Origin of the sequence: Nostoc sp. (genome assembly GCF_036918015.1) — a bacterium.
Classification (GTDB): Bacteria; Cyanobacteriota; Cyanobacteriia; order Cyanobacteriales; family Nostocaceae; genus Nostoc.
Genome location: NZ_JBALEO010000097.1, coordinates 58383 through 78894, shown reverse-complemented (window position 1 = coordinate 78894; position 20512 = coordinate 58383). Strand labels below are relative to the sequence as shown.

The following is a 20512-nucleotide window of genomic DNA, read 5'->3' as shown; positions in this document are numbered from 1 at the left end:
AAAACTCGAATATTAAAAGTGAACTATAAACTGGATACTCATTTCTGAAGCATATCATGAGTTAAAATCTCATTTTTTAGTTCAAATCACAGTAACAACTGTAACAGCGTGTTAAATCGCAAATTTTAGACTTGTAATCTAACTTAACTTTCTTTAGTGCATAGGCGTAGCCCATCATAGATATCATCTGGCAGGATAATTAAAAACTTGAGTTAGCGATCGCAATCTATTACTTATACGTGTTTTATGTAAATTAAAGTTATATTTAATACGCACAAGTAGTGGTTCACTAACAATAGTATTAAGTTCTTAAATACTAGTAATGTGTAAATAGATTAAGCTTGCCTCTCACCTATTTGCTATGGAATTTAATGAAGAGGTAGTTACGATTCCCAGTGTACAACTTTGACAACTGTCCACAATAGTGTTGCATGTCTCAAGCTCATGGTAATATTATCTTACTGTCAGGGAGATATTATTTATACATCAATTTGTAACCATGCTGAAAGAGTTAGTTAGGTGCGCTACCTCCAAAAAACAAAAAATTATTCAACCTACCCAGGAAGTCAACAAAAGCCCTAACGTGCAAAGCACAGAGCTTTTTAAACTCTGCTTATATAAGGTACTGAAGAGCTAAGTAAAGCTCTTTTTTAGGAATCATCATAGCCAGCAATAAAGGCATAAAACCCTCTTAGGATGGCAAAAAATTAGACAAGAGTAAATATAAAAGTTTTGACACAATGTCAATAGTTTTTTGTATACGTAAAAATATCAAAAAGCTGAATTTGTCTTATCAAGAAGACATTAGCATTGTGTGTTTTATTTAGATATTGACTCTCTTTGTGCTTGTTACCTATATATAAAAGTCCTATTTGATTAGTGAAAACTTAAGCTACTCGATCAAATCAGGCAAACACTTAAATTTAATAAATAATTTAGGACTGCTAGATAATCTCGATCTAGTAGAAATTCGATTATTCACAAAGTCAGTAAGAGTAACAGGAAAAACATGAATATCATAGTTCGTTTGTTTGGAGCGATCGTTCTCCAAGTATCTGCGTTGGCTGCAATGTCTAGCATGGCAATGTCTGATGACAAGCCCTTTCGCATCAATACCCAACAGACTCCTGCTGTTTATCCACGAAAAACAACACAGCCCTTTCGCGTCAATACTCAGCAGACACCTGCTGTTTATCCACAAAAAACAACACAGAGGATTTGCTCTTTAGATCCCATTGAAGATTTATTACCTCCACCACAAATTAAGGCAAGTAATTCTTTGCTTTCTTACCTTGCTGAACAGGGTTTTACACAAAATAAAGAGGGTTCCTGGGTCTGTTATGCGAACGATCCTAAAAAAGAAGGACGTTACTTTACTTTATTTAAGGTCAAACAAGTTAATAGCAGGCTCATAGCAAGTTCTTTCCTAGATGAAGGCAGTCTAATTCAAGGTCAGGAAAATCGTAGCTTAGACTTCTTTATGATGCTGATTGAGCATCATACGAATACTACTAAAGAGAACCGTCAAGGTATACGTAGATATCTACAAGCCTTCGTTTCCTTAGTCAAGGAAGGGAAAATCAAACCTACACGTCGTGGGTATCTTTTTGACCAACCAAACCGGGCTATGGTCTTGTATCACACACTCTCATCAGGAAACCTTAAAGGTACGGGAATCACGATCAACATCTATTTACCTAAGAGTTGAATTGGGGAAGTAGGGGAGTAGGGGGGCAGGGGAGCAGAGGAGCAGGGGAGAAGTAGCAGTAAGTCTTTCCCCTCTGCCTCTTTTGCCCAATCCCCAATTAAATTGCTGTCGTTTAGTGGAGGTGCATCTTGTCTAAATCAATTGTTCAAAAAATTGCGATGCCGAAGGTGGTTCGCTTTGCAGCGATCGCATTTTCATCTGTTGCAGTAGTACTTACTACGTGTCAGTCTGCTTTTGCACAGCTAAATGTTGGACGCTATGGCATCCAACAAGGACTGGAGTCTGAGTATCTCCAGTACCAAATTAAGAACCAGAATTTGAGCCAGATGCGAGTCATTCCTGGATGTGATGTGGGATTTGGTTTGACCTGCAATAAGACTGGATCGGTAATCCAACGATTAGTGGAGTTAAACAATGGAACTAGTTATCAAAACCTGCTGATCCGAGCAGCCGGTGGGGAGAAAAACTTCCAGAATTTCGCTAGCTTCTACGGCAATAATCCTAATCTCTCTGGGGTGCCTTACGCCTCATTTTGGAGAAATGCATCTCCCACAATCATGGATGGATCTCAATACCTTCTAGGACAACCTTTTGGTCGCAATCCAGTAGAAGGACTCGGACTTGTAACCAAGCAGTTCTACTGGGCACCATACTCAGGAGTCAATGACTCTGTTAGCCTCCGTAATGGATTACTAGACCTGAAATTGTCATACGGACGACTGCTGTTTGAAGAAGCCTCAAAAATTTCTAACATTCAAGAGCAGATTCAGTCTCTAGGTTTGTCGCCAGAGATGACAAATTTCTATTTAAATAAAATCTCTACAGGCTTGGATGCGTTGAGTTCTGGAGATCAGAACCAACTCCAACAGAAGATTTTTGAAGTACTATCCTTTCCATACTCCGAAGATGGTGGGGAACTCGGACGCCCCAACAATGCGATTCCAGCGGAATTTAATCAGCTCTTAGGAGAAGATATCGCAGGAGATACTTTGCTGAGTAACAATCCACTAGCCTTGGATGGAGAAACAATAGCTTTTGATGCTTTCCCTGGCTCTACGGGAGATGTCTTGGTACCAGACAGTCCTAATTCCTTTCCACTTTGGCCAATAATCGGCGTTGGGGGTCTTGGTTTAATTCTGCTTCTACTACTGAGTGGCGATAGTTCTTCAGCTCAAGCACCTACACCTGTTTCTTCAGTTCAACCACCTACACCTGTTTCTCCAGTTCAACCACCTGTACCTGTTCCTCCAGAAAATGCACCTTTGTCTCTCACCAATAAAGGCGAATGCGATCTGACTCCTAGTGGTAATGGTTCCAATCACACACCGATCATTGAGGTTCCGTGTAATGTTACTCCTCAAACCCCCACACAAGTGAAGAAGGTAATGGAGCCATCAACGATCAAAGCGCTTGTATTGCTAATTGTTTTACTATGGATAGTCGGTAACAAACACCGAACTTTAAAAATCCGTCATTCGTAATTATGTTACGTAAGGGGCTTTAGCAAAGAGTTAGAGCGCTAGTTTCCAGCGATGTCTACGAACATCAGGCTTAGAAAGAAATAATTAACCACTTAGGGTAGCACAGTTAGCTGTGCTACCCTACACTTGTAACTCATTCAAACGAGAATCATTATTACAATTTTGTAATTCAGACAAAGGGAAAGCTGTCATGTTGGGCTGGTGTAATTAAAACTATCAACTCTTTCCAATCTCAGCAAAGCAAGATTGATTGTTATGATTATTCGTCAATTTCTAGCCTTGGCAGCCATTTCCCTCACGCTTGCAGCCTGTGGTCAAGCAGGCAGTAACCCGAATCTGACCGCCCAAAAGCCCCCTCAAGCGGGTGAGCAACCATTGCAAGGGAGGCGATCGCACCGTCAAATAGATTTTACCGCCGCAGCTCAAAAACTCGGTGTCACCGAAGCCAAGTTAAAAGAAGCTTTGGGAGTACCTACTAATCCAACCAATGCACCAGATGGAGTGCGTCGCCGTCCCGACCTGAAAGTGGCAGCTACAAAGCTTGGTGTTACCGAAGAGAAATTGCGGGAAGCGTTGGGGATTCCAGCACGTCCTCCGAGAAATTAATCAATTGCTGGTAGGAATCGATCGCAACCACTCAATTATTATTTACAACCAAGGTGTATTCAAAGTGTATGACACTTAATTCTCCCCAACCGATTACGCTCAAGCCTTTTAAAGAAGGTTTGATAAAAGGCAAACTGACGAAATGGCTGATGGGTTTATTGATATTCAGTTCACTCACAGGTGGTGGATACTTTCTTTACCGTCAGACGGTGATTTCTTCCACTCAAGAAGCCAGAAGCAAAATGCAGACGATTCCAGTCGAGCGAGAAACCTTACCGATTACCATCTCAGCCAACGGTACTGTTGAAGCTAAACAATCGACCAACGTCAGCCCCAAAAGTTCTGGACAGCTAAAGAAATTGCTCGTAGATGAAGGTGACTCTGTGAAAGCGGGGCAAATCCTAGCATATATGGATGACTCAAATCTGCAAGGGCAACTAATTCAAGCACAGGGTTCTCTGGTTGCTGCTCAGGCGAATTTGCAAAAGGCGATCGCTGGTAATCGTCCTCAAGATATTGCTGCTTCACAGGCACAATTAGAACAAGCCCAAGCGACTTTAGAAAAAGCAGAAGCAGGTAATCGCTCTCAAGATATTGCTCAGGCTGATGCACGTTTAAAAATAGCTCAAGCAAGTTTAACAAAAGCCGAAGATGATTTGAGCCGCAATCAGCAACTATATAATGCTGGTGCTATTTCCCTTCAAACTTTAAACCAAAAACGCGCCGATCGCGACAGCGCTAAAGCTTCTGTAAATGAAACACAGCAAGCGCTGGCATTGCAAAAAGCTGGGTCACGCAAAGAAGATATCGAGCAACTCAAGGCAGCGGTTAAGGAAAAACAGCAAGCTTTAGCACTACTCAAAGCCGGAAACCGCCAAGAAGATATTGACGCTGCACGCGCTCAGGTGACTCAGCAACAGGGCAGCTTAAAAACGATTCAAACACAAATCCAAGACACAGTGATTCGTGCCCCATTTAGTGGTATTGTGACTTCCAAGTATTCCGATCCAGGTGATTTCGTTACACCGACAACATCTGGAAGTTCGGTTTCGGGATCGACCTCTTCTTCGATTCTGTCCCTGGCATCAACTTATCAGGTTGTGGCAAATATTGCCGAAACCGATATTAGCAAAATTAAGGTAGGGCAGTCAGTAAGCATTACAGCCGATGCGTATCCTGACAAAACCTTTAAGGGAAAAGTTGCCCAGGTTGCGGCTCAGGCAACTGTGGCAACCAATGTTACCAGCGTTAAAGTCAAAGTGGATTTCACTGACCCTGAGACTCTCCTGCTTCCAAGCATGAATGTTGATGCGAAATTCGATGCAGGCGAATTAAACAATGTGCTTGTTGTCCCAACAGTAGCGATCGCTCGTCAAAGTAATGGCACTGGAGTGCAGGTACTTACGGAAAATGGCAGCACTCGATTTGTACCAATAAAAACTGGAGCAACGGTAAATAACAAAACCGTTGTCCAATCCGGTTTACAAGGAAATGAAAAGGTTTTGGTGAGTGCGCCATCGAATTCTAAGAAGGGTAGTCCTCCTGGCGGTATGGGTGGCCTTCCTCCTGGTGGTCTTTAGTACAGTTTTGCCTAAAAGCGTAGCGTTTTTAATACAGGAGAACGCATTCACAATGCAAGCCAATAAGTTCACAATGTAATACCAGTTTAAAAAAAGAATGCGACAAATAGACCATTTGTAGAGACGCGATGAATCGCGTCTTCACCCAAGGATGTGGTGTTGCAATCATTAATTGAATTGGTATAAGCCAATAAGTGGCATTGCAGGGTATAACCAAATTTAATTAGCTACGACGAATTAATAAAATGCTGTACTTAGATTTAATGTCACAAGCAAAGGTTAGCAATGATCAAATCACGCAATCGCAAACCACTAGTTAAACAAGCATCTACTCTAATCCGCAGTTCTTCGGTATCAGCCGTAGAAATTTTGACAATGGCATTAGAGACATTGTGGAGTAACAAACTCCGCACTGCGCTAACAATGCTGGGTATTATCATTGGCATTACGGCAGTGATTGCTGTCACCGCCATTGGCCAAGGCACTCAAAAAGCAACCGAGCAACAACTACAATCACTCGGAACCGACATTTTGCAAGTGCAAGCGGGTGCATCTAGAAGTGGTGCGGTGCAACAGGGCGCTGGGAGTGCTACGACATTAACTTTAGAAGATGCTGAGGCGATCGCGCAACAGGTTTTAGGGGTTGACCGAGTGTCGGCGATTTTGCAACAGTCTGCCCAAGTCGTCTATGGCGAAAACAACGACTCGATGACGATTATTGGAACTGATATCAATTATCCAGATGTACGCAACACTCATCCTCAAACAGGCAGATTTTTTACTGAGGAGGAAGTCAAGGCGGCGAAACCTCTGGCGGTTTTAGGCCCTACCGCCCGCGATGAACTGCTGGGGTCAGGAAGTATTGCAGAAGGCGCACAAATCCGCATCTCTGGACAAACCTATGATGTGATTGGCGTTATGGAGACGAAGGGAGCGCAAGGGCCACAAAACCCGGATGAACAAATTTATATCCCGCTCACTAATATGTCTGCTCGACTAGTGGGAAATAATGCTGTTAAAGGAATTGCCATTAGAGGAATTTATATCAAAATCAAAAGCCAGGAACAGCTAGATGCTGCTCAGTATCAAACTACGAATCTTTTGCGGGTAAGACATGGCATTTATCCAGAAAAAGGAGATAAAGATGATTTTCGGACTGTAAATTCGGCTGATATCATCAACACGCTGACTAGTACATCTAAGCTTTTTACGGTGATGATAGTGGCGGTTGCGGTAATTTCTTTAATTGTTGGTGGTATTGGTATTGCCAATATCATGCTTGTGTCAGTGGTTGAACGAACGCGGGAAATCGGGATTCGGAAAGCGATTGGAGCGACTAGCACTGCGATTTTGAGCCAGTTTTTAGCTGAGGCAGTTGTGATTGCGGTAATTGGAGGGGTAATTGGGATTGGATTGGGAATTGCGATCGCCTTTGCCGCCTCAAATCTATTTAAATTTCCCTTGGTGATTTCACTCTGGTCAATACTATTCGGCTTTGGTTTAACCTTTGTAATTGGGTTGCTGGCTGGTGTAATTCCGGCTCGTAATGCTGCCAGTCTTGACCCCATCACGGCGCTCAGAAGTGATTGAAGAAGAATTCAGGAGTCAGAATTCAGGAATCAGAATCAAGACGCTCTGGTGCGAGACGCTTTGCGTAGCTTGCTTCTCTGTAGGAATATGATGACTTGCGATCGCTACGCTATCCACCAGCGATGCACTGAGCGGCTGGTGAGGGGAGTCGAACCATGTCGTTTGCAAAGCGTCTCATAGAGAAGTGTCGCACTCCAGTTCAATTCTGAATTCTGACTCCTGACTCCTGAATTCTTTCTTGTTAAAACATTCTTGAAGTAGAGAATTACTAATATGGCAACCATGATTTGGATGGAAGAAATTCAGAAGACATATCGTCTTGGAGAAGTTGAGGTGCCGATACTCAAGGGCATTGACTTGTCTATTGAGGAAGGCGAATACGTTTCAATTATGGGAATGTCTGGTTCCGGGAAGTCTACGTTGATGAACATCATCGGTTGCCTCGATCGCCCCACATCTGGACATTATGTTTTAGAAGGTAGAAACCTAACTACGCTAACCGATGATGAGTTGGCATATATCCGCAATCGACGGATTGGTTTTGTGTTTCAGCAGTTTAATTTACTGGCTCGTTCCACGGCTTTAGAAAACGTGATGCTGCCAATGGTCTATGCAGGTGTTCCCAAATCGGAACGCAGAAAACGCGCAGAGTCAGCTTTAACTCGCGTTGGCTTGGCAGAGCGAATGTTAAACCGTCCTAACCAGATGTCTGGTGGACAGCAACAGCGAGTAGCGATCGCTCGCGCCCTCGTTAATCGCCCTGCACTTGTTCTAGCAGACGAACCCACTGGAGCGTTAGACAGTGAAACCTCTCAGGAAGTGATGGATTTGTTGACTGAGTTAAACAGTCAAGGCATCACGATTGTCATTGTTACCCATGAACCAGATGTAGCCGATCAAACTAACCGAATCATTCATGTTAAAGATGGTTTAGCTGAAGGGGTAACAAAGAAGTTACAAACTAGACTAGATAATGTGCATAGCAAAACCTGATAAAAATCGGGTATACCAGCCCTTCGCGTAGCGTTCAGTTCGGGGAGCGTCCCGGAGAGAAGGAAAGGTATCGCCTGTTAATCTGCGGCCAATTCACTACATTCCACCAATTATCCAAATACTCAGCCCGACGGTTGCGATATTTCAGGTAATAAGCGTGTTCCCATAGATCGTTACCCATAATCGGATATGAACCGTCCATAATCGGGTTATCCTGATTTGCTGTGGTGACAATCTGGAGTTGATTTTGAGGGTTACGTACTAACCAAACCCAACCACTACCAAAACGAGCTGTACCCGCTGCGTTAAACTGTTTTTTAAAGGCATCAAAACTGCCAAAAGTTTTGTTAATTTCTTGAGCGATCACGCCTGATGGTTGTCCGCCACCTTGAGGACTCATCAGTTGCCAAAAAATTGTGTGGTTGAGATGACCACCAGCGTTATTACGTACCTTTGTCCGAATACCTTCAGGTACGCTGTTCAAATTCACTAGTAAACCTTCAACACTTCTTTTTTGCAAATCTGGATACTGCTTCAATGCATCATTTAAGTTCTTGACGTAGCTAGCATGATGTGCATCATGATGCAATTTCATCGTTTCAGCATCAATAGCTTTTCCTAGTGCCCCATAAGCATAAGGCAATGGTGCTAGTTGTGCAGGAAAAGCACTTAATGACCTATTAGGATAAGCTATGGTGGAAAACGGTCTAGTAGGTATTGGTGCAGAAGTTTGTGCCTCAGCTATTGGTACTGGTTCGTGAGAAATTAGCAGAATTGTCAACACAATTATTGTGAAGAAAAAAACTATTTTTTTTCGCCAAAATCCGATCATAAATTGTAGCCTCAAAATCAATATTATTGGCTTATATAGCGTTTCCTAATCAAATGAGGTACACCATAGCCCCCTCCTCGCTTGCGGGGAGGGGGTTGGGGGTGGGGTTCTTGTACCTCAATCAACTGAGAACCGCTATAACCCGATCGTAAACTGTTATTTTGCAGTTACATTAAGCCAAATATTATATATATTACCTTAGTTTTCAGTTAATTCAAACAAAAATAGATATAGCTAAAATTTTATTTTTTAAATCTATAATTCAAACCTTGTAAATAATAAATATCTTGGACTAAGAATAATAATTATTCATACAACTCCTAATTTTATTATGTTATGGAAGTCTCATTTGCCTGTATGAACATCTTGTTTACAGCATAATAGCTAGATTTTATCCACTATTTTAACTAGGCTACGCTACTACAAATTTTATATGATTTATTCAGCTGATTTTTTTGCTTTTAATCTGTCTGTAGATAGCTGCAATATTGCGGGCATCATCAATGCCACGATGATGTGTACCTTTTAATTCTATCCCCAACTCATTGAGAGCCTGCGCCATGCCAAATTTTTTAGATACTCCAAGATATTCTGAAAATTCCTCTTTGATATTTATATGTTCTGAAGTAAAAGGATAAGGAAAATTATGAAACGCACAATCTTGAATAAATTGCTTTTTGTCGTAATTACCCCAAGAACAAAAAATATAGTTGGGAAATAAACTAATCCATTCTTTTAAGCGAGAAATTGCCTCGAAAAATTTTGGTGCTTCGTCAACATCTTGCTGCCGAATACTAGTCAATTCTGTGCAAAAACCTGTTAGTTGCGGATGTCTCACAGGTTGGATGAATTGCTGAAACTCGGAATCAATTTCCCACGTTGTTCGATTGAGCATCACTGCACCGATTTCAATTATTTCCATTTGGTGACGGGGAATAGTTTTATTGTTACAGCACGTAGCTTCCAAATCGACTATCAGATAATAGTCAGATATTTTAGTATTCATATTATGTAATAGAGTAATAATAATTAAACTTAGTAGTTATTTATACATAAGTTTAAATAATTGAATTGCACAACTAATTCTGTAAGCTTGTTGTATTTATAATACTACAAAAACGTAATGCTTACAGCCTTTTTGATTTATTTGAACTACAGCTAGCTGTAAAACCACAACTTCGCAACTTAGGCAAAGGGAATTTAGATTGATGAAAAAGGTTTAACCCAACGGAATTGGATAGCGAGATCAAGGGCGATCGCAGCCAGCATAAACCATAACAAACTTTCTGCCGCCAACACTAAAAAAGGCCAAATTGTGCTGTGGGAATTCCACCCAAGTTCTATCTGAGTTAATCCGCGCACCAAGCCAAAGGCTAACACACCACCAGCTTTGAGTTGGGGATTTCGATCGGAGCGAATGATATATCGGTAGGTGACACCAAATAGGAAACCAATAAAAGTTGCAACTGCAAGACTCCCCCACAAGTGCCAGTTAATATCACTGTGCAGACATCCAAGTGTCTGAAAATACTTTGCTAATACGAAAGTATTTAGTAGACTAGCGATCGCAAAAGCCAAACACACACATAATCCCCCAATTATTCCAGCTTTGAGGGATTCTATGCGTTCTGCCATTAATTGAGGATCTAAAGTTGAGTTCACTCTATATATAAATTAGGGATTGGGTACTTGTACTGAGCGTTGCCGTTGGCGCAGCCTCTCGTAGAGAAGTATTAGGAAAATTTTTCCTTACTCTCCAGTATGATAAATGCTTGAGCAGCTTTGTCATTAATTAAATACCGCTCTCAAGTGGGAATTTTGATGATAAATTCGGTTCCCATACCAGGTTGAGAATTCACTTCTAATACACCTTTGTGTTTTTCTACAACTATTTGATATGCAATCGACAAGCCAAGTCCAGTACCTTTGCCAACACTTTTTGTGGTAAATAACGGCTCAAACAAACGTTTTTTAAGCCGTTCAGGAATACCAATCCCATTGTCAGCAATCCGAATTATAACCGATTGTTCAGAATCTATTTCTGTGGCAATTTTAATCTGAGGAATTAGATTACTCATTTTGCCTTCCATTATAGCTTCATCAAGGGCATCAATTGCATTTGCGAGAATGTTCATAAATACTTGATTCATCTGCCCTAGATAGCAATTTACCTCTGGTAATATTCCATAACTTTTAATAACTTCAATACCGGGACGATCGCCATTAGCCTTGAGGCGGTGTTGCAAAATCATTAGTGTACTATCTATTCCTTGGTGCAAATCAGCAGATATTTTGGCATCACTATCCGAGCGAGAGAAGGTGCGGAGTGAATTAGAAAGATTCTGAATTCGTTCGCTTCCTATGTGGAGTGAGTTCAAAATTTTTCCCATATCTTCGAGAACAAAGTTCAGATCCAAGTTCTCAATAGTATTGATAATTTTGGTTGTTGGGTTGGGATACTCTTGTTCATATAGTAGAAGCAACTCGGTTACTGCTGTAATATGTTCTTGCAAGGGTGGAATATTGCTGGAAATAAAGTTGATCGGGTTATTGATTTCATGGCCAATACCAGCGATTAGCTCTCCGAGTGTTGATAGTTTCTCTTGCTGTACTAGTTGGACTTGGGCTTTTTGCAAAGCCTTGGTGCGATCGCTGACTTGTTGTTCCAAAGATTCAGTCAATTGTTTGAGTTGTAAATGTACGCGTACTCTCGCAATCACTTCTTCTTGGGCAAATGGTTTCGGGATATAGTCAACTGCGCCAAGGGAAAATCCCTTCGTTTTGCTTTCCGTATCTGCTAAAGCAGTGGTAAAAATAATCGGAATGTTTTGGGTAACGGGATTAGCTTTGAGGCGGCGACAAGTTTCAAATCCGTCAATACCGGGCATTTGTACATCCAGCAAAATCAACTCTGGTTGATTGCGTTCGACTTGAGCGATCGCACTTTCTCCATCGACTGCAACCCGAAAACGAAAACCCTCACTATTGAGTGCTTCACATAGGAGAGATAAATTTGTTGGATTATCATCCACAATCAAAATAAATCCGGTATCTGAGGTCTTAAGCATGATGAATTAACAATTTAAATTTGACTCAAATTAATTGATATATTGTTGAATAAAAGAATTCAGGAGCCAGAATTCAGAATGGGCTACGCCCCGCTGCGCTAACAGAATGGAATTAGCATAGCTAGTTAGTAACTAGTATTGAAATGCTTTTACAGGTCGTCTCATTTATTCTGACTCCTGAGTTCTGACTCCTGAATACTTACAATAAAAGTTTCCAAACGTTTGAGTTGGAAATTACTAGCTAGCTGGACAATTTGCTGGACAAAAATGCTTAAATGCTCATCAGATTTAGAAAGTTTTTCAGCCAGTTCTAAAACTTTTTGAATATCACCGTCTTGCGTTAGTTCGAGTAAATCTTGTAAAACCTCTTTGCTAGGATAAATCGTTTCATTTTGTCGTTCCAAAGCATCCGTATTGGTTGTTTTTATTTCATCTACCTTCACGTCAAAAACCCATTCCAGTTGCAAAAACTGTCGTAGCATTTCCAGCAGCATTTCAGCTTCTACAGGCTTTGGTAGAAATGCATTTGCACCTACATCAATACTCTTGTACTGGTCGGCTGCAAACACACTGGCTGAGGAAGCGATAACAGCAATCTCTTTAAATTGCTCAGATTTACGTAAACGATCGATCAACTCAAATCCATTCAATATAGGCATCACTAAGTCAGTGATAATCAAGTCTGGTTTGTGGGCTAGAGTCTTTTCCCATCCTTCTTGACCCTGACTAGCTTCTACAACAGTAAACCCAACTGGCTCTAGTAAATTTACAATTACCGATCGATTTTCCCATTTGTCATCCGCAATCAAAATGGTGCGGCTTTGTCCTTGATAACCAATAATAGTTCCTTGCTCAACTACTCTAGAAACCTTTGCCCAGTCTTTAGATTCTGGGAATTCTACCTCAAACCAGAAAGTACTTCCTTTGCCAAATTCACTTTGTACTTGAATTTGACCACCCATCAACAAAACAATGTTTTGGCTGATTGCTAATCCCAAGCCTGTACCTTCAGATTGTCGTTTTTGATTTCCTACTTGTTCAAAGGGTTGGAAAATTTTCTGCGCTTGTTCAGGAATTATCCCCGCACCAGTATCTATTACCTCAAAACGAATTTTGTAGTTAGTTTGTCCATTAGTATTTAATTGTTGATTAATGACCTTAACTTTGAAGGTTACAGTACCTTCATTAGTAAATTTAATCGCATTACTAAGCAAGTTAATCAGTACTTGCCGCAAGCGTTTTTCATCAGTATGAATGCCGATTGGTAAATCAGGATCGAGTTGGACGTGAAATGCAATGACCTTTTGTTCTGCTCGGATGCGGGAAATTTCAGTCACGCTATCTATAAAGGCAGGTAAATAGAAATCAACAGGATACAATTCTAGTTTCCGGGCTTCTATTTTGGAGAGATCCAGAACATCATTAATTAGGGTTAAAAGATGAGAACCACATTGATAAATGATGCTGACTCCTTTGCGTCCTTTCTCGCTCAAAGATTCTGTGCGTTGGAGAATTTGTGTATAGCCTAGAATACCGTTAAGAGGTGTGCGTAGTTCATGACTCATATTGGCAAGAAATTCACTCTTGGCTTGGCTGGAGTTTTGAGCAACTTCTTCTGCAAGGCGTAATTCTTTTTCGATGCGCTTGCGCTCGATAATTTCAGTTGAAAGCGCTCGATTGATAACTTCTAACTGGGTTGGACTAGGTAGTGTTAGAGCTTGAGGCATGAGATAAAATAAAGCAAATGCCGTATATATCGAAATAATGGCAGTTAGAGCTTTTAAACTACCTGCAACCCAATAGTCTGGATGCCAAAGCGTCCAAATATCCATCAAGTGTCCAGTCCCGCAGGCAATGATAAAAGCACCAAATAACAAAAAGACTCCATTGAAAGGAACGTCTTTACGCTTAGAAATAAAGTAAATCAGCAGGAAGGGAATAGAATAATAGGCTACAGCGATCGTGGCATCAGAAATGATGTGCAGCCAAACTAATCCAGTTTGCCAGAGATAACAATGTCCGTGGGGAATAAAACCGTTGGAGTCGAAAGGATAGTTGAAAAATGTCGGCATGATATTAGGGGTTGCTGGATTGGAAATATATACCCATAGCCCTAGTATTCCCAAAGCATTAAATCAGAAAGCGCGATCGCTACTTTATTTATATTAGTTTTCATTATTACGTACAGCACTAAAGTATCAAAAAAAGATAGTATCTGGTTTACGGACGCACGCAAAACTTACAATGTCATTGATAAAAAAATCTCAGCCTGCCCAATCCCTGTATGATAAATATTAGAAACCTTTTGTAATTATTTGAAAAATGGGACTATGGAGATTTTGACACTAGGTTGGGTATCGTTGTTAGTTGTGTTCACTTGGTCAATTGCAATGGTAGTGTGGGGACGTAACGGACTGTAGAGGCATTGTGGAAAGTCCATTCTTGAGTATTTTGGCTTTATTTGCTGTGGTGCTGCTCGTAGTAGTCACTGGTGGTATTGGTTATTTGACCCTGGCAGATTGGCGCGATCGCCGTCGTCGAGATGAAGAGAAACGCACCACCCGCAGCGCCACTCCCAAGCGGCGATAATTTTCTCGTGATTGAAAATCTTTTTGTAGGGACGCGATACAATCGTGTCCCTACATTGTTTTTATGACATTCCCAGAAAATAATTGTTACCTTTGCGATCGCAACGGGAATCATGAGATAGAAGACTTTCAATATTTAAAGTCCCACTGGGAATGGAAAACTCCTCTACTACTCAACCCATACAACCAAATTCAGAACACCAAGAATCTCATTCAGATGTGACATTCTCCTTGCGTCAGAATGAGCAACAAAAAGCCTTATCTGGAGTTATTGCCCGTATTCGGGAGTCTCTAGACATAGAAACTATCTTCAAAATTACAGTCACTGAAGTCCGCCAACTTTTAAAAAGCGATCGGGTTGGCGTGTTTCGTTTTTATCCTGAATTGGCATGGGAAGGAGAATTTATCTATGAAGATGTGGCAACCGAATGGGATTCGGCGTTAGCAGCCAAACTCCGCGATCACTGCTTTAGTGAGGAGTTCGCAGGACTATATCAGCAAGGTCGAATTAAAGCAATAACTGATATTTATGAAGTTAATGCTAGTGATTGCTACATCCAAATTCTGGAAAAATTCCAAGTACGTGCCAATATAACTGCCCCCTTGATCAAAGGTAAAGATTTATGGGGATTGTTGTGTATTCATCAGTGTGGTAATCCTCGACAATGGGAAGCATCAGAAATTGAGTTTGTGCAATTAATTGCCGAACATCTAGGTGTTGCTTTACAGCAAGCAGATTTCCTGGAACAAGTCAAACTACAATCTGCAGAACTAGCACAAGCAAAAGCCAGAGAAAAAGCGGCCCAATGGCAGAAAACTATAGCTATCACCATTGAGAAAATTCGCCAGTCCCTAGATTTAGAAAGCATTTTCCACACAACCACCGCAGAACTTAGGCAGTTGCTAAATGCCGATCGCGTGGCTATTTATCGCTTCAATCTCGATTGGAGTGGTGAATTCGTGTTTGAATCAGTGGCAGAGGGTTGGGTTTCCCTCATAGAACAACAGTCGCAACGGCCGGAATTGAAAGAGAACGTCAGCGAATGTAGCGCCAAAGATTTAGCTAAACCCCCAGTCGCTGATACCTATTTACAAGATACAGAAGGTGGTAGCTTCAGTCGGTGTGAAGTCTACCGGATTTGTAATGATATTTACAATTCAGGCTTTAGCGATTGCTACATTAAAATTTTAGAGATATATCAAGCAAGAGCTTATGCAATCATTGCCATTTACCACGGTCAGAAGCTTTGGGGCTTGCTAGCAGCGTACCAAAATGCTGGAACCCGTGATTGGCAAAAAGATGAGGTTTACTTGCTTACCCAAGTGGGCACTCAACTAGGTGTGGCTTTGCAGCAAGCGGAATTTATCCAACAAATGCAAATCCAAGCAGCAGACATCAGCAAAGCTGCTGAAAGGCAAAGGGCGTTGGCGAACACTGTAGAAAAAATTCGTCAGTCACTTGAAATTGAAGCCATATTTAAAACCACTACTCAAGAAGTTCGTCGGTTATTAGAAGTGGAACGAGTCGCAATTTATCGCTTCTATCCTGATTGGAGTGGGGAATTTGTAGCTGATTCCATTGTTGATGGCTGGACACCAATGGTTAAGCCGCAGCCAGTGACGGAACGCGTTCTTGTGCAAGGAAAACAAGCGGGTAAGTATGCACGTAATGAAGTTTTTGTACCGATTTCTCAGGGCGAAAAGCTGTGGGGATTGCTAGTAGCCTATCAAAACTCCCAGCCCCGTTATTGGCAAGACGAAGAAATCAACTTGCTAGCACAAGTTGGCGTTCAATTGGGGGTAGCATTACAGCAAGCTGAGTCCTTGAAACAGATGCAGGTGCAAGCCCAAAAACTGGCTAAAGCCGCCGAACGAGAACGGAAAGCAGCCGAAAGGCAGAAAGCTTTAGCCGCAACGGTGGAGAAAATTCGCCACTCTCTTGATATTGACACCATTTTTGCGACCAGTACAGAAGAAGTCCGACGGCTGTTGGAAGTTGACCGAGTGACAATCTATCGATTCGGGACTGATTGGAGTGGCGAATTTGTTGCTGAGTCTTTAGCCAAAGGTTGGACACCAGTAAAGGGAATTGTACCTGCGATGTCTACGACCGGCTACGCCTACGCAAGTAATTACTTGCAAGAAACCCAAGGTGGGGATTTTGCTAATGGTAAAACTCTTGTGATTAAGGATATTTCTAGCACTGATGATTCTATTCCTTATATTACCCTGATTGAACTCATGGAGGCTAGGGCATATATGATTGTGCCGATTTTTCAGGGTGAGAAACTTTGGGGATTACTAGCAGCTTATCAAAATACCAAACCCCGTGATTGGCAAGAAGATGAGGTAGATTTGCTGATGCAGATTGGTACTCAGTTAGGCGTAGGACTTCAGCAAGCGGAATTACTCGAACAGACTCAACGTCAAAAAGAAGAAATCACCCAGACTCTTAAAGAATTGCAGGACACTCAGAGCCAGTTAATTCAAAGTGAAAAAATGGCAGGCTTAGGGCAGTTAGTTGCTGGTGTAGCACATGAAATTAATAACCCGATTAGTTTCATTTATGGGAATATCACTTATGTGACTGAACATACCGAAAATTTATTTAAATTACTGCGCCTTTATCAGAAACAATATCCTAAGACAACAGAGGAAATTAAAAAGCAAGTAGCAGCATTAGATTTAGATTTCATTAATGATGACTTGCCCAAAATTCTTGCTTCAATGAAGATGGGGGCAGAGCGGATCTCTCAATTAGTCTTGTCGTTACGAAGTTTTTCTCGGCTTGACGAATCAGGAATGAAGCCCGTTGACCTTCATGAAGGTATCGACAGTGCTTTGCTAATTTTACAACATCGACTGCAACCACAAACTAATTCTTTTGCTATTGAGGTAGTTAAGCAATATGGTGAATTGCCCCCAGTAGTTTGCTATGCAGCCCAGATGAATCAGGTGTTTATGAATATTCTCAATAATGCGATTGATGCACTGGAAAACTCAGCAATTAATGGGAAAAAAATTGACAATCCTAAAATTTGGATACGTACAGAAGTTATAGAAGAGAATATTGTTCTGATTTGGATTGCTGACAATGGTTCTGGGATTCCAGAAAATGTGCGATCGCGCATTTTTGAACCTTTCTTTACCACCAAACAACCTGGACAAGGCACTGGTTTGGGGTTATCTATTAGTTACCAAATTATTGTCGAAAAACACAGCGGTACTATCAAATGTGTTTCTGAAGCTGGTAATGGCTGTGAATTCTGGATAGAAATCCCGATGAAAAGGACAATTAGTTAAAAAAATCAGGCTATGCCAACTTTTGGAGACGCTACGCATAGCAAGATTTCCATAGGGCTAAGGCGGGCAACTCTTGGAGACACTACGCTAATGCACACTCTGAAATAACAGAAATAATGTTAAAATTATATATCCATAAAGGAGAAGATTATGAGCAATAAATCTGTTCCTAAAACTAATAGTCTCTATGCACAAGATTATCATTTATGGTTAGAACACACTGTTTATTTATTAAAAAACAAAAAGTTTTTAGAACTAGAGTTAGAAAATTTAATTGAAGAAATTGAAAGTATGGGTAGAAGTGATAAAAATGCTTTAAGGAGTAATCTTAGAGTGCTTTTAATGCACCTTCTCAAATACAAATTTCAACCCCAGAACCGATCCAATAGCTGGTTATATACAATTTATGAACATCGTCAAAGATTACAAGAAGCATTTGTCGATAGCCCTAGCTTAAAATATTATTACACGGAAGTTTTTGACAGTTGTTACCAACACGCTAGAAAAGAAGCATCTATTGAAACAGGGCTTCCTCTGTCTATTTTTCCTAAAGACTATCCTTTTTCTATTGATGAAACCTTAGATTCTGACTTTTTCCCAAATTAATCATAATCGCAGAGTAGAGATTTTGCAGGTGATCCCTTCTCTACGAGACTCTACGCGAACGGCGGGCTTCTCTACGAAAGGCTAACGCCAACGCCTAAGCTTTTTTAACTAACCACAGAGGCGCAGAGAACACAGAGGAAAGAGAGAGCGATGCCTTTGGCGGGTTTCACCTACGCATGGTGAAGATTTTACAGGCGATCGCACACATTGTAGAATACATATCTTATTGCTGCTGTTGCAACCAAGCCACTAAATCAGCTTCAGTGGAAAAATCTAGTAAGGCTTCCGCTAAATCCTCTAACTGAGTTAACGATAACCCGCGCAGCCGCTCTTGTAATTCAGCAGTAATTACACCAATTCGCTTTGTTAATAGACGCTGGATTATTTTCAACTCTCCTTGTTGTATCCCTTCTTCCATCCAACTGGTGACGATTTGCATAACTACCTGCTGTTAAGTTGGTTCAAATTGAGCAATTTCAGTCTGGAAAATTTCTTCTTCTTGAGCATTTAGCCGTAGGTAGGTGTCAATAAACCCAGAAATCAATTGTGTCCGTGCTGGATCTAGCTGTAAGGTAGCTAATAGGCGCAGACACTCAGATTTTACTCTGGGCCTGTCTTTTGGTGCTATGTTCATTTTAGCCATGAGCGCACTAGCTACGGGATTTTGCTGTTGCAGATATTCTCGCCAATTCAGGCGATTTAACTGGATGACATCATAGTTGAACTGCAAAACAACTTTATTGGGAAATGCTACCTGATGAAAATTTGTTTCAGCTTTTTTGGGGCTATCGTAAGAAAACAAAACGATAGGATACACTGGCAAGGCGTATTTCTCATACAATCTAGCGAAGTAGCGATACATCCGCAAATCAAAAGCTTCTTGATAATAAGCTGGATGTTCTAGATGTACTAGGAAAAACGATTCTTGTCCTCTAAATCTCGCTTTTACTACTAAGTCAGTTTCATATTTTTCTCCAGCAGTAACATCTGTAAATATCTCTTTATCAATGAAAGAGATCGTATCCCGTTCCAGATAAGCTGTTATCTCTGGAAAAAATAACTCAATGAATTCCCAGAATAAGGTTGTTAATAGTTCTTTGAATAGGCGATCGTCGTCTATCATGTCAAATTTATATCATGTTTTGATGAGCGATCGCACGCTGAAGATTTTGCAGGCGATCGCTCTTTTTAAATAACCACAGAGGCGCAGAGAACACAGAAGATGAAGAGAGCGATTGCACTGTGGAGATTTGGCGAGTATTTTTTAAATAACACAAACTACACAAATAATTATTATTCCGTTATTTTAGCAGAAATTGATCTACCAATATTATGGAAATATTCATTTGTTAAACCTCTACTTACAGGATGTTTAGCCATAACAAATACAGTTTTAATACTTCTACAAATTAAGAAACCTTCTGAAATTCGTGAAAACTCAACATCCGTTATTTTTTCAGTTATTTTTCTCCAATAAGGCTCATATCCCACACCGTAGAAAACAACCGCTTTAGGTTGATGTTCTTTTATTCTCTGACTAATATAATTTATTCGCTTCTCAAGACAATACTTTTCATAAGTACCTCTATTAGATAAAAAAGACAGTTGAGTATGTGGAGGATTAAAGATCCAATCATTAAGAGATCGTGACGGGAGAGGGAATAATTCTAATAAGCAAGTTTCTTTATCTTTTCTACCTAATTCGTTTATTTGATATTTACGAACATTTTCTAAATCAATATTCTCTTTTTCTTTAGCACTCAATACAATGCGAATCAATTTATTCCATGTTGGTTGTATTCTTTCGTCCCATGTTCCCATATCTATATGATATTCTGCAATATCATCTATTTCATATTTGCCCCTGTTTGACCATATATTTATTCTTTTATTAATATCTTGAAAGTCTTCTCCTCTTTCTTCCATACCAATAAACCAATAATTTCCTTTATAATTACCATATCCATAAAATACATCGACTCTTTTTTTAAGAAGCTCATCATTAAAACAATCTTGACCTAACATAACTCTGTAATTTTACTTCTAAAATTAAAATTTGTTAGTCAAAAGTAATGGAGTATACATAGAATGTCAAGGAAAATAACAAAACTGAAAATTTTCCTAAATTATCAAATCTATTCTATAATAAATAACCTT

16 protein-coding genes and 1 pseudogene are annotated in these 20512 nt (G+C 40.5%); 10 read left to right on the top strand and 7 right to left on the bottom strand.

Annotated features, from left to right (window positions below; all coding sequences use genetic code 11):
- The first annotated feature begins 1009 nt into the window (after window positions 1–1009).
- From V7K61_RS30790 to V7K61_RS30765, 6 genes are all read left to right on the top strand, one after another.
- Window positions 1010–1708 carry a hypothetical protein gene (locus V7K61_RS30790; protein ID WP_335059501.1) on the top strand — a complete coding sequence of 233 codons (699 nt, stop codon included), beginning with the start codon at window positions 1010–1012 and terminating at the stop codon, window positions 1706–1708.
- Window positions 1709–1836: 128 nt separating this feature from the next.
- Entirely contained in the window at window positions 1837–3189 is a 1353-nt protein-coding gene (locus V7K61_RS30785; RefSeq protein WP_335059499.1) for a hypothetical protein, read from the top strand.
- A gap of 255 nt (window positions 3190–3444) precedes the next feature.
- Window positions 3445–3795 (top strand): hypothetical protein, encoded by a 351-nt coding sequence (locus V7K61_RS30780; protein ID WP_335059497.1) that lies wholly within the window; start codon window positions 3445–3447, stop codon window positions 3793–3795.
- Window positions 3796–3863: 68 nt separating this feature from the next.
- Window positions 3864–5375 (top strand): efflux RND transporter periplasmic adaptor subunit, encoded by a 1512-nt coding sequence (locus V7K61_RS30775; protein WP_442936388.1) that lies wholly within the window; start codon window positions 3864–3866, stop codon window positions 5373–5375.
- 375 nt (window positions 5376–5750) lie between these two features.
- On the top strand, window positions 5751–6965 hold the full coding sequence (locus V7K61_RS30770) for an ABC transporter permease (protein ID WP_442936389.1): 1215 nt from the start codon (window positions 5751–5753) through the stop codon (window positions 6963–6965).
- Window positions 6966–7238: 273 nt separating this feature from the next.
- The gene (locus V7K61_RS30765) at window positions 7239–7958 is read left to right on the top strand and encodes an ABC transporter ATP-binding protein (protein WP_292718940.1); all 720 of its coding nucleotides are present in this window, start codon (window positions 7239–7241) and stop codon (window positions 7956–7958) included.
- A gap of 34 nt (window positions 7959–7992) precedes the next feature.
- Here the strand turns inward: V7K61_RS30765 and V7K61_RS30760 are convergent, their stop codons facing one another.
- The 5 genes from V7K61_RS30760 to V7K61_RS30740 all read right to left on the bottom strand — a co-directional run bounded on the left by V7K61_RS30760 (window position 7993) and on the right by V7K61_RS30740 (window position 13930).
- Window positions 7993–8790, bottom strand: a complete 798-nt coding sequence (locus tag V7K61_RS30760; protein ID WP_335059493.1) for a superoxide dismutase — start codon at window positions 8788–8790, stop codon at window positions 7993–7995.
- A 442-nt stretch (window positions 8791–9232) separates the two neighbouring features.
- On the bottom strand, window positions 9233–9796 hold the full coding sequence (locus V7K61_RS30755) for a 3'-5' exonuclease (RefSeq protein ID WP_335059491.1): 564 nt from the start codon (window positions 9794–9796) through the stop codon (window positions 9233–9235).
- Between the two features lie 194 nt (window positions 9797–9990).
- Window positions 9991–10425, bottom strand: a complete 435-nt coding sequence (locus V7K61_RS30750) for a hypothetical protein (protein ID WP_335059504.1) — start codon at window positions 10423–10425, stop codon at window positions 9991–9993.
- 170 nt (window positions 10426–10595) lie between these two features.
- Entirely contained in the window at window positions 10596–11858 is a 1263-nt protein-coding gene (locus tag V7K61_RS30745) for a sensor histidine kinase (protein ID WP_335059489.1), read from the bottom strand.
- Between the two features lie 161 nt (window positions 11859–12019).
- Entirely contained in the window at window positions 12020–13930 is a 1911-nt protein-coding gene (locus V7K61_RS30740) for an ATP-binding protein (RefSeq protein ID WP_335059487.1), read from the bottom strand.
- Window positions 13931–14188: 258 nt separating this feature from the next.
- On the opposite strand from V7K61_RS30740, the gene petN reads away from it, so the two are divergent.
- From petN to V7K61_RS30720, 4 genes are all read left to right on the top strand, one after another.
- Complete coding sequence (gene petN / locus V7K61_RS30735; RefSeq protein WP_012408302.1) at window positions 14189–14278, top strand: cytochrome b6-f complex subunit PetN; 90 nt, start codon at window positions 14189–14191, stop codon at window positions 14276–14278.
- A gap of 7 nt (window positions 14279–14285) precedes the next feature.
- Window positions 14286–14447, top strand: coding sequence for a hypothetical protein (locus V7K61_RS30730; RefSeq protein ID WP_094350864.1), 162 nt, complete (start codon window positions 14286–14288; stop codon window positions 14445–14447).
- Window positions 14448–14599: 152 nt separating this feature from the next.
- A complete protein-coding gene (locus tag V7K61_RS30725; RefSeq protein WP_335059485.1) occupies window positions 14600–17749 on the top strand; it encodes a GAF domain-containing protein in 3150 nt (1049 codons plus the stop codon).
- 150 nt (window positions 17750–17899) lie between these two features.
- A complete protein-coding gene (locus tag V7K61_RS30720) occupies window positions 17900–18355 on the top strand; it encodes a DUF29 domain-containing protein (protein ID WP_335059482.1) in 456 nt (151 codons plus the stop codon).
- A gap of 223 nt (window positions 18356–18578) precedes the next feature.
- Here the strand turns inward: V7K61_RS30720 and V7K61_RS30715 are convergent.
- Both V7K61_RS30715 and V7K61_RS30710 read right to left on the bottom strand, forming a co-directional pair.
- Window positions 18579–19478 (bottom strand): annotated as a pseudogene (locus tag V7K61_RS30715) (Rpn family recombination-promoting nuclease/putative transposase).
- Window positions 19479–19648: 170 nt separating this feature from the next.
- The gene (locus V7K61_RS30710; protein WP_335059480.1) at window positions 19649–20380 is read right to left on the bottom strand and encodes a hypothetical protein; all 732 of its coding nucleotides are present in this window, start codon (window positions 20378–20380) and stop codon (window positions 19649–19651) included.
- Window positions 20381–20512: the final 132 nt, after the last annotated feature.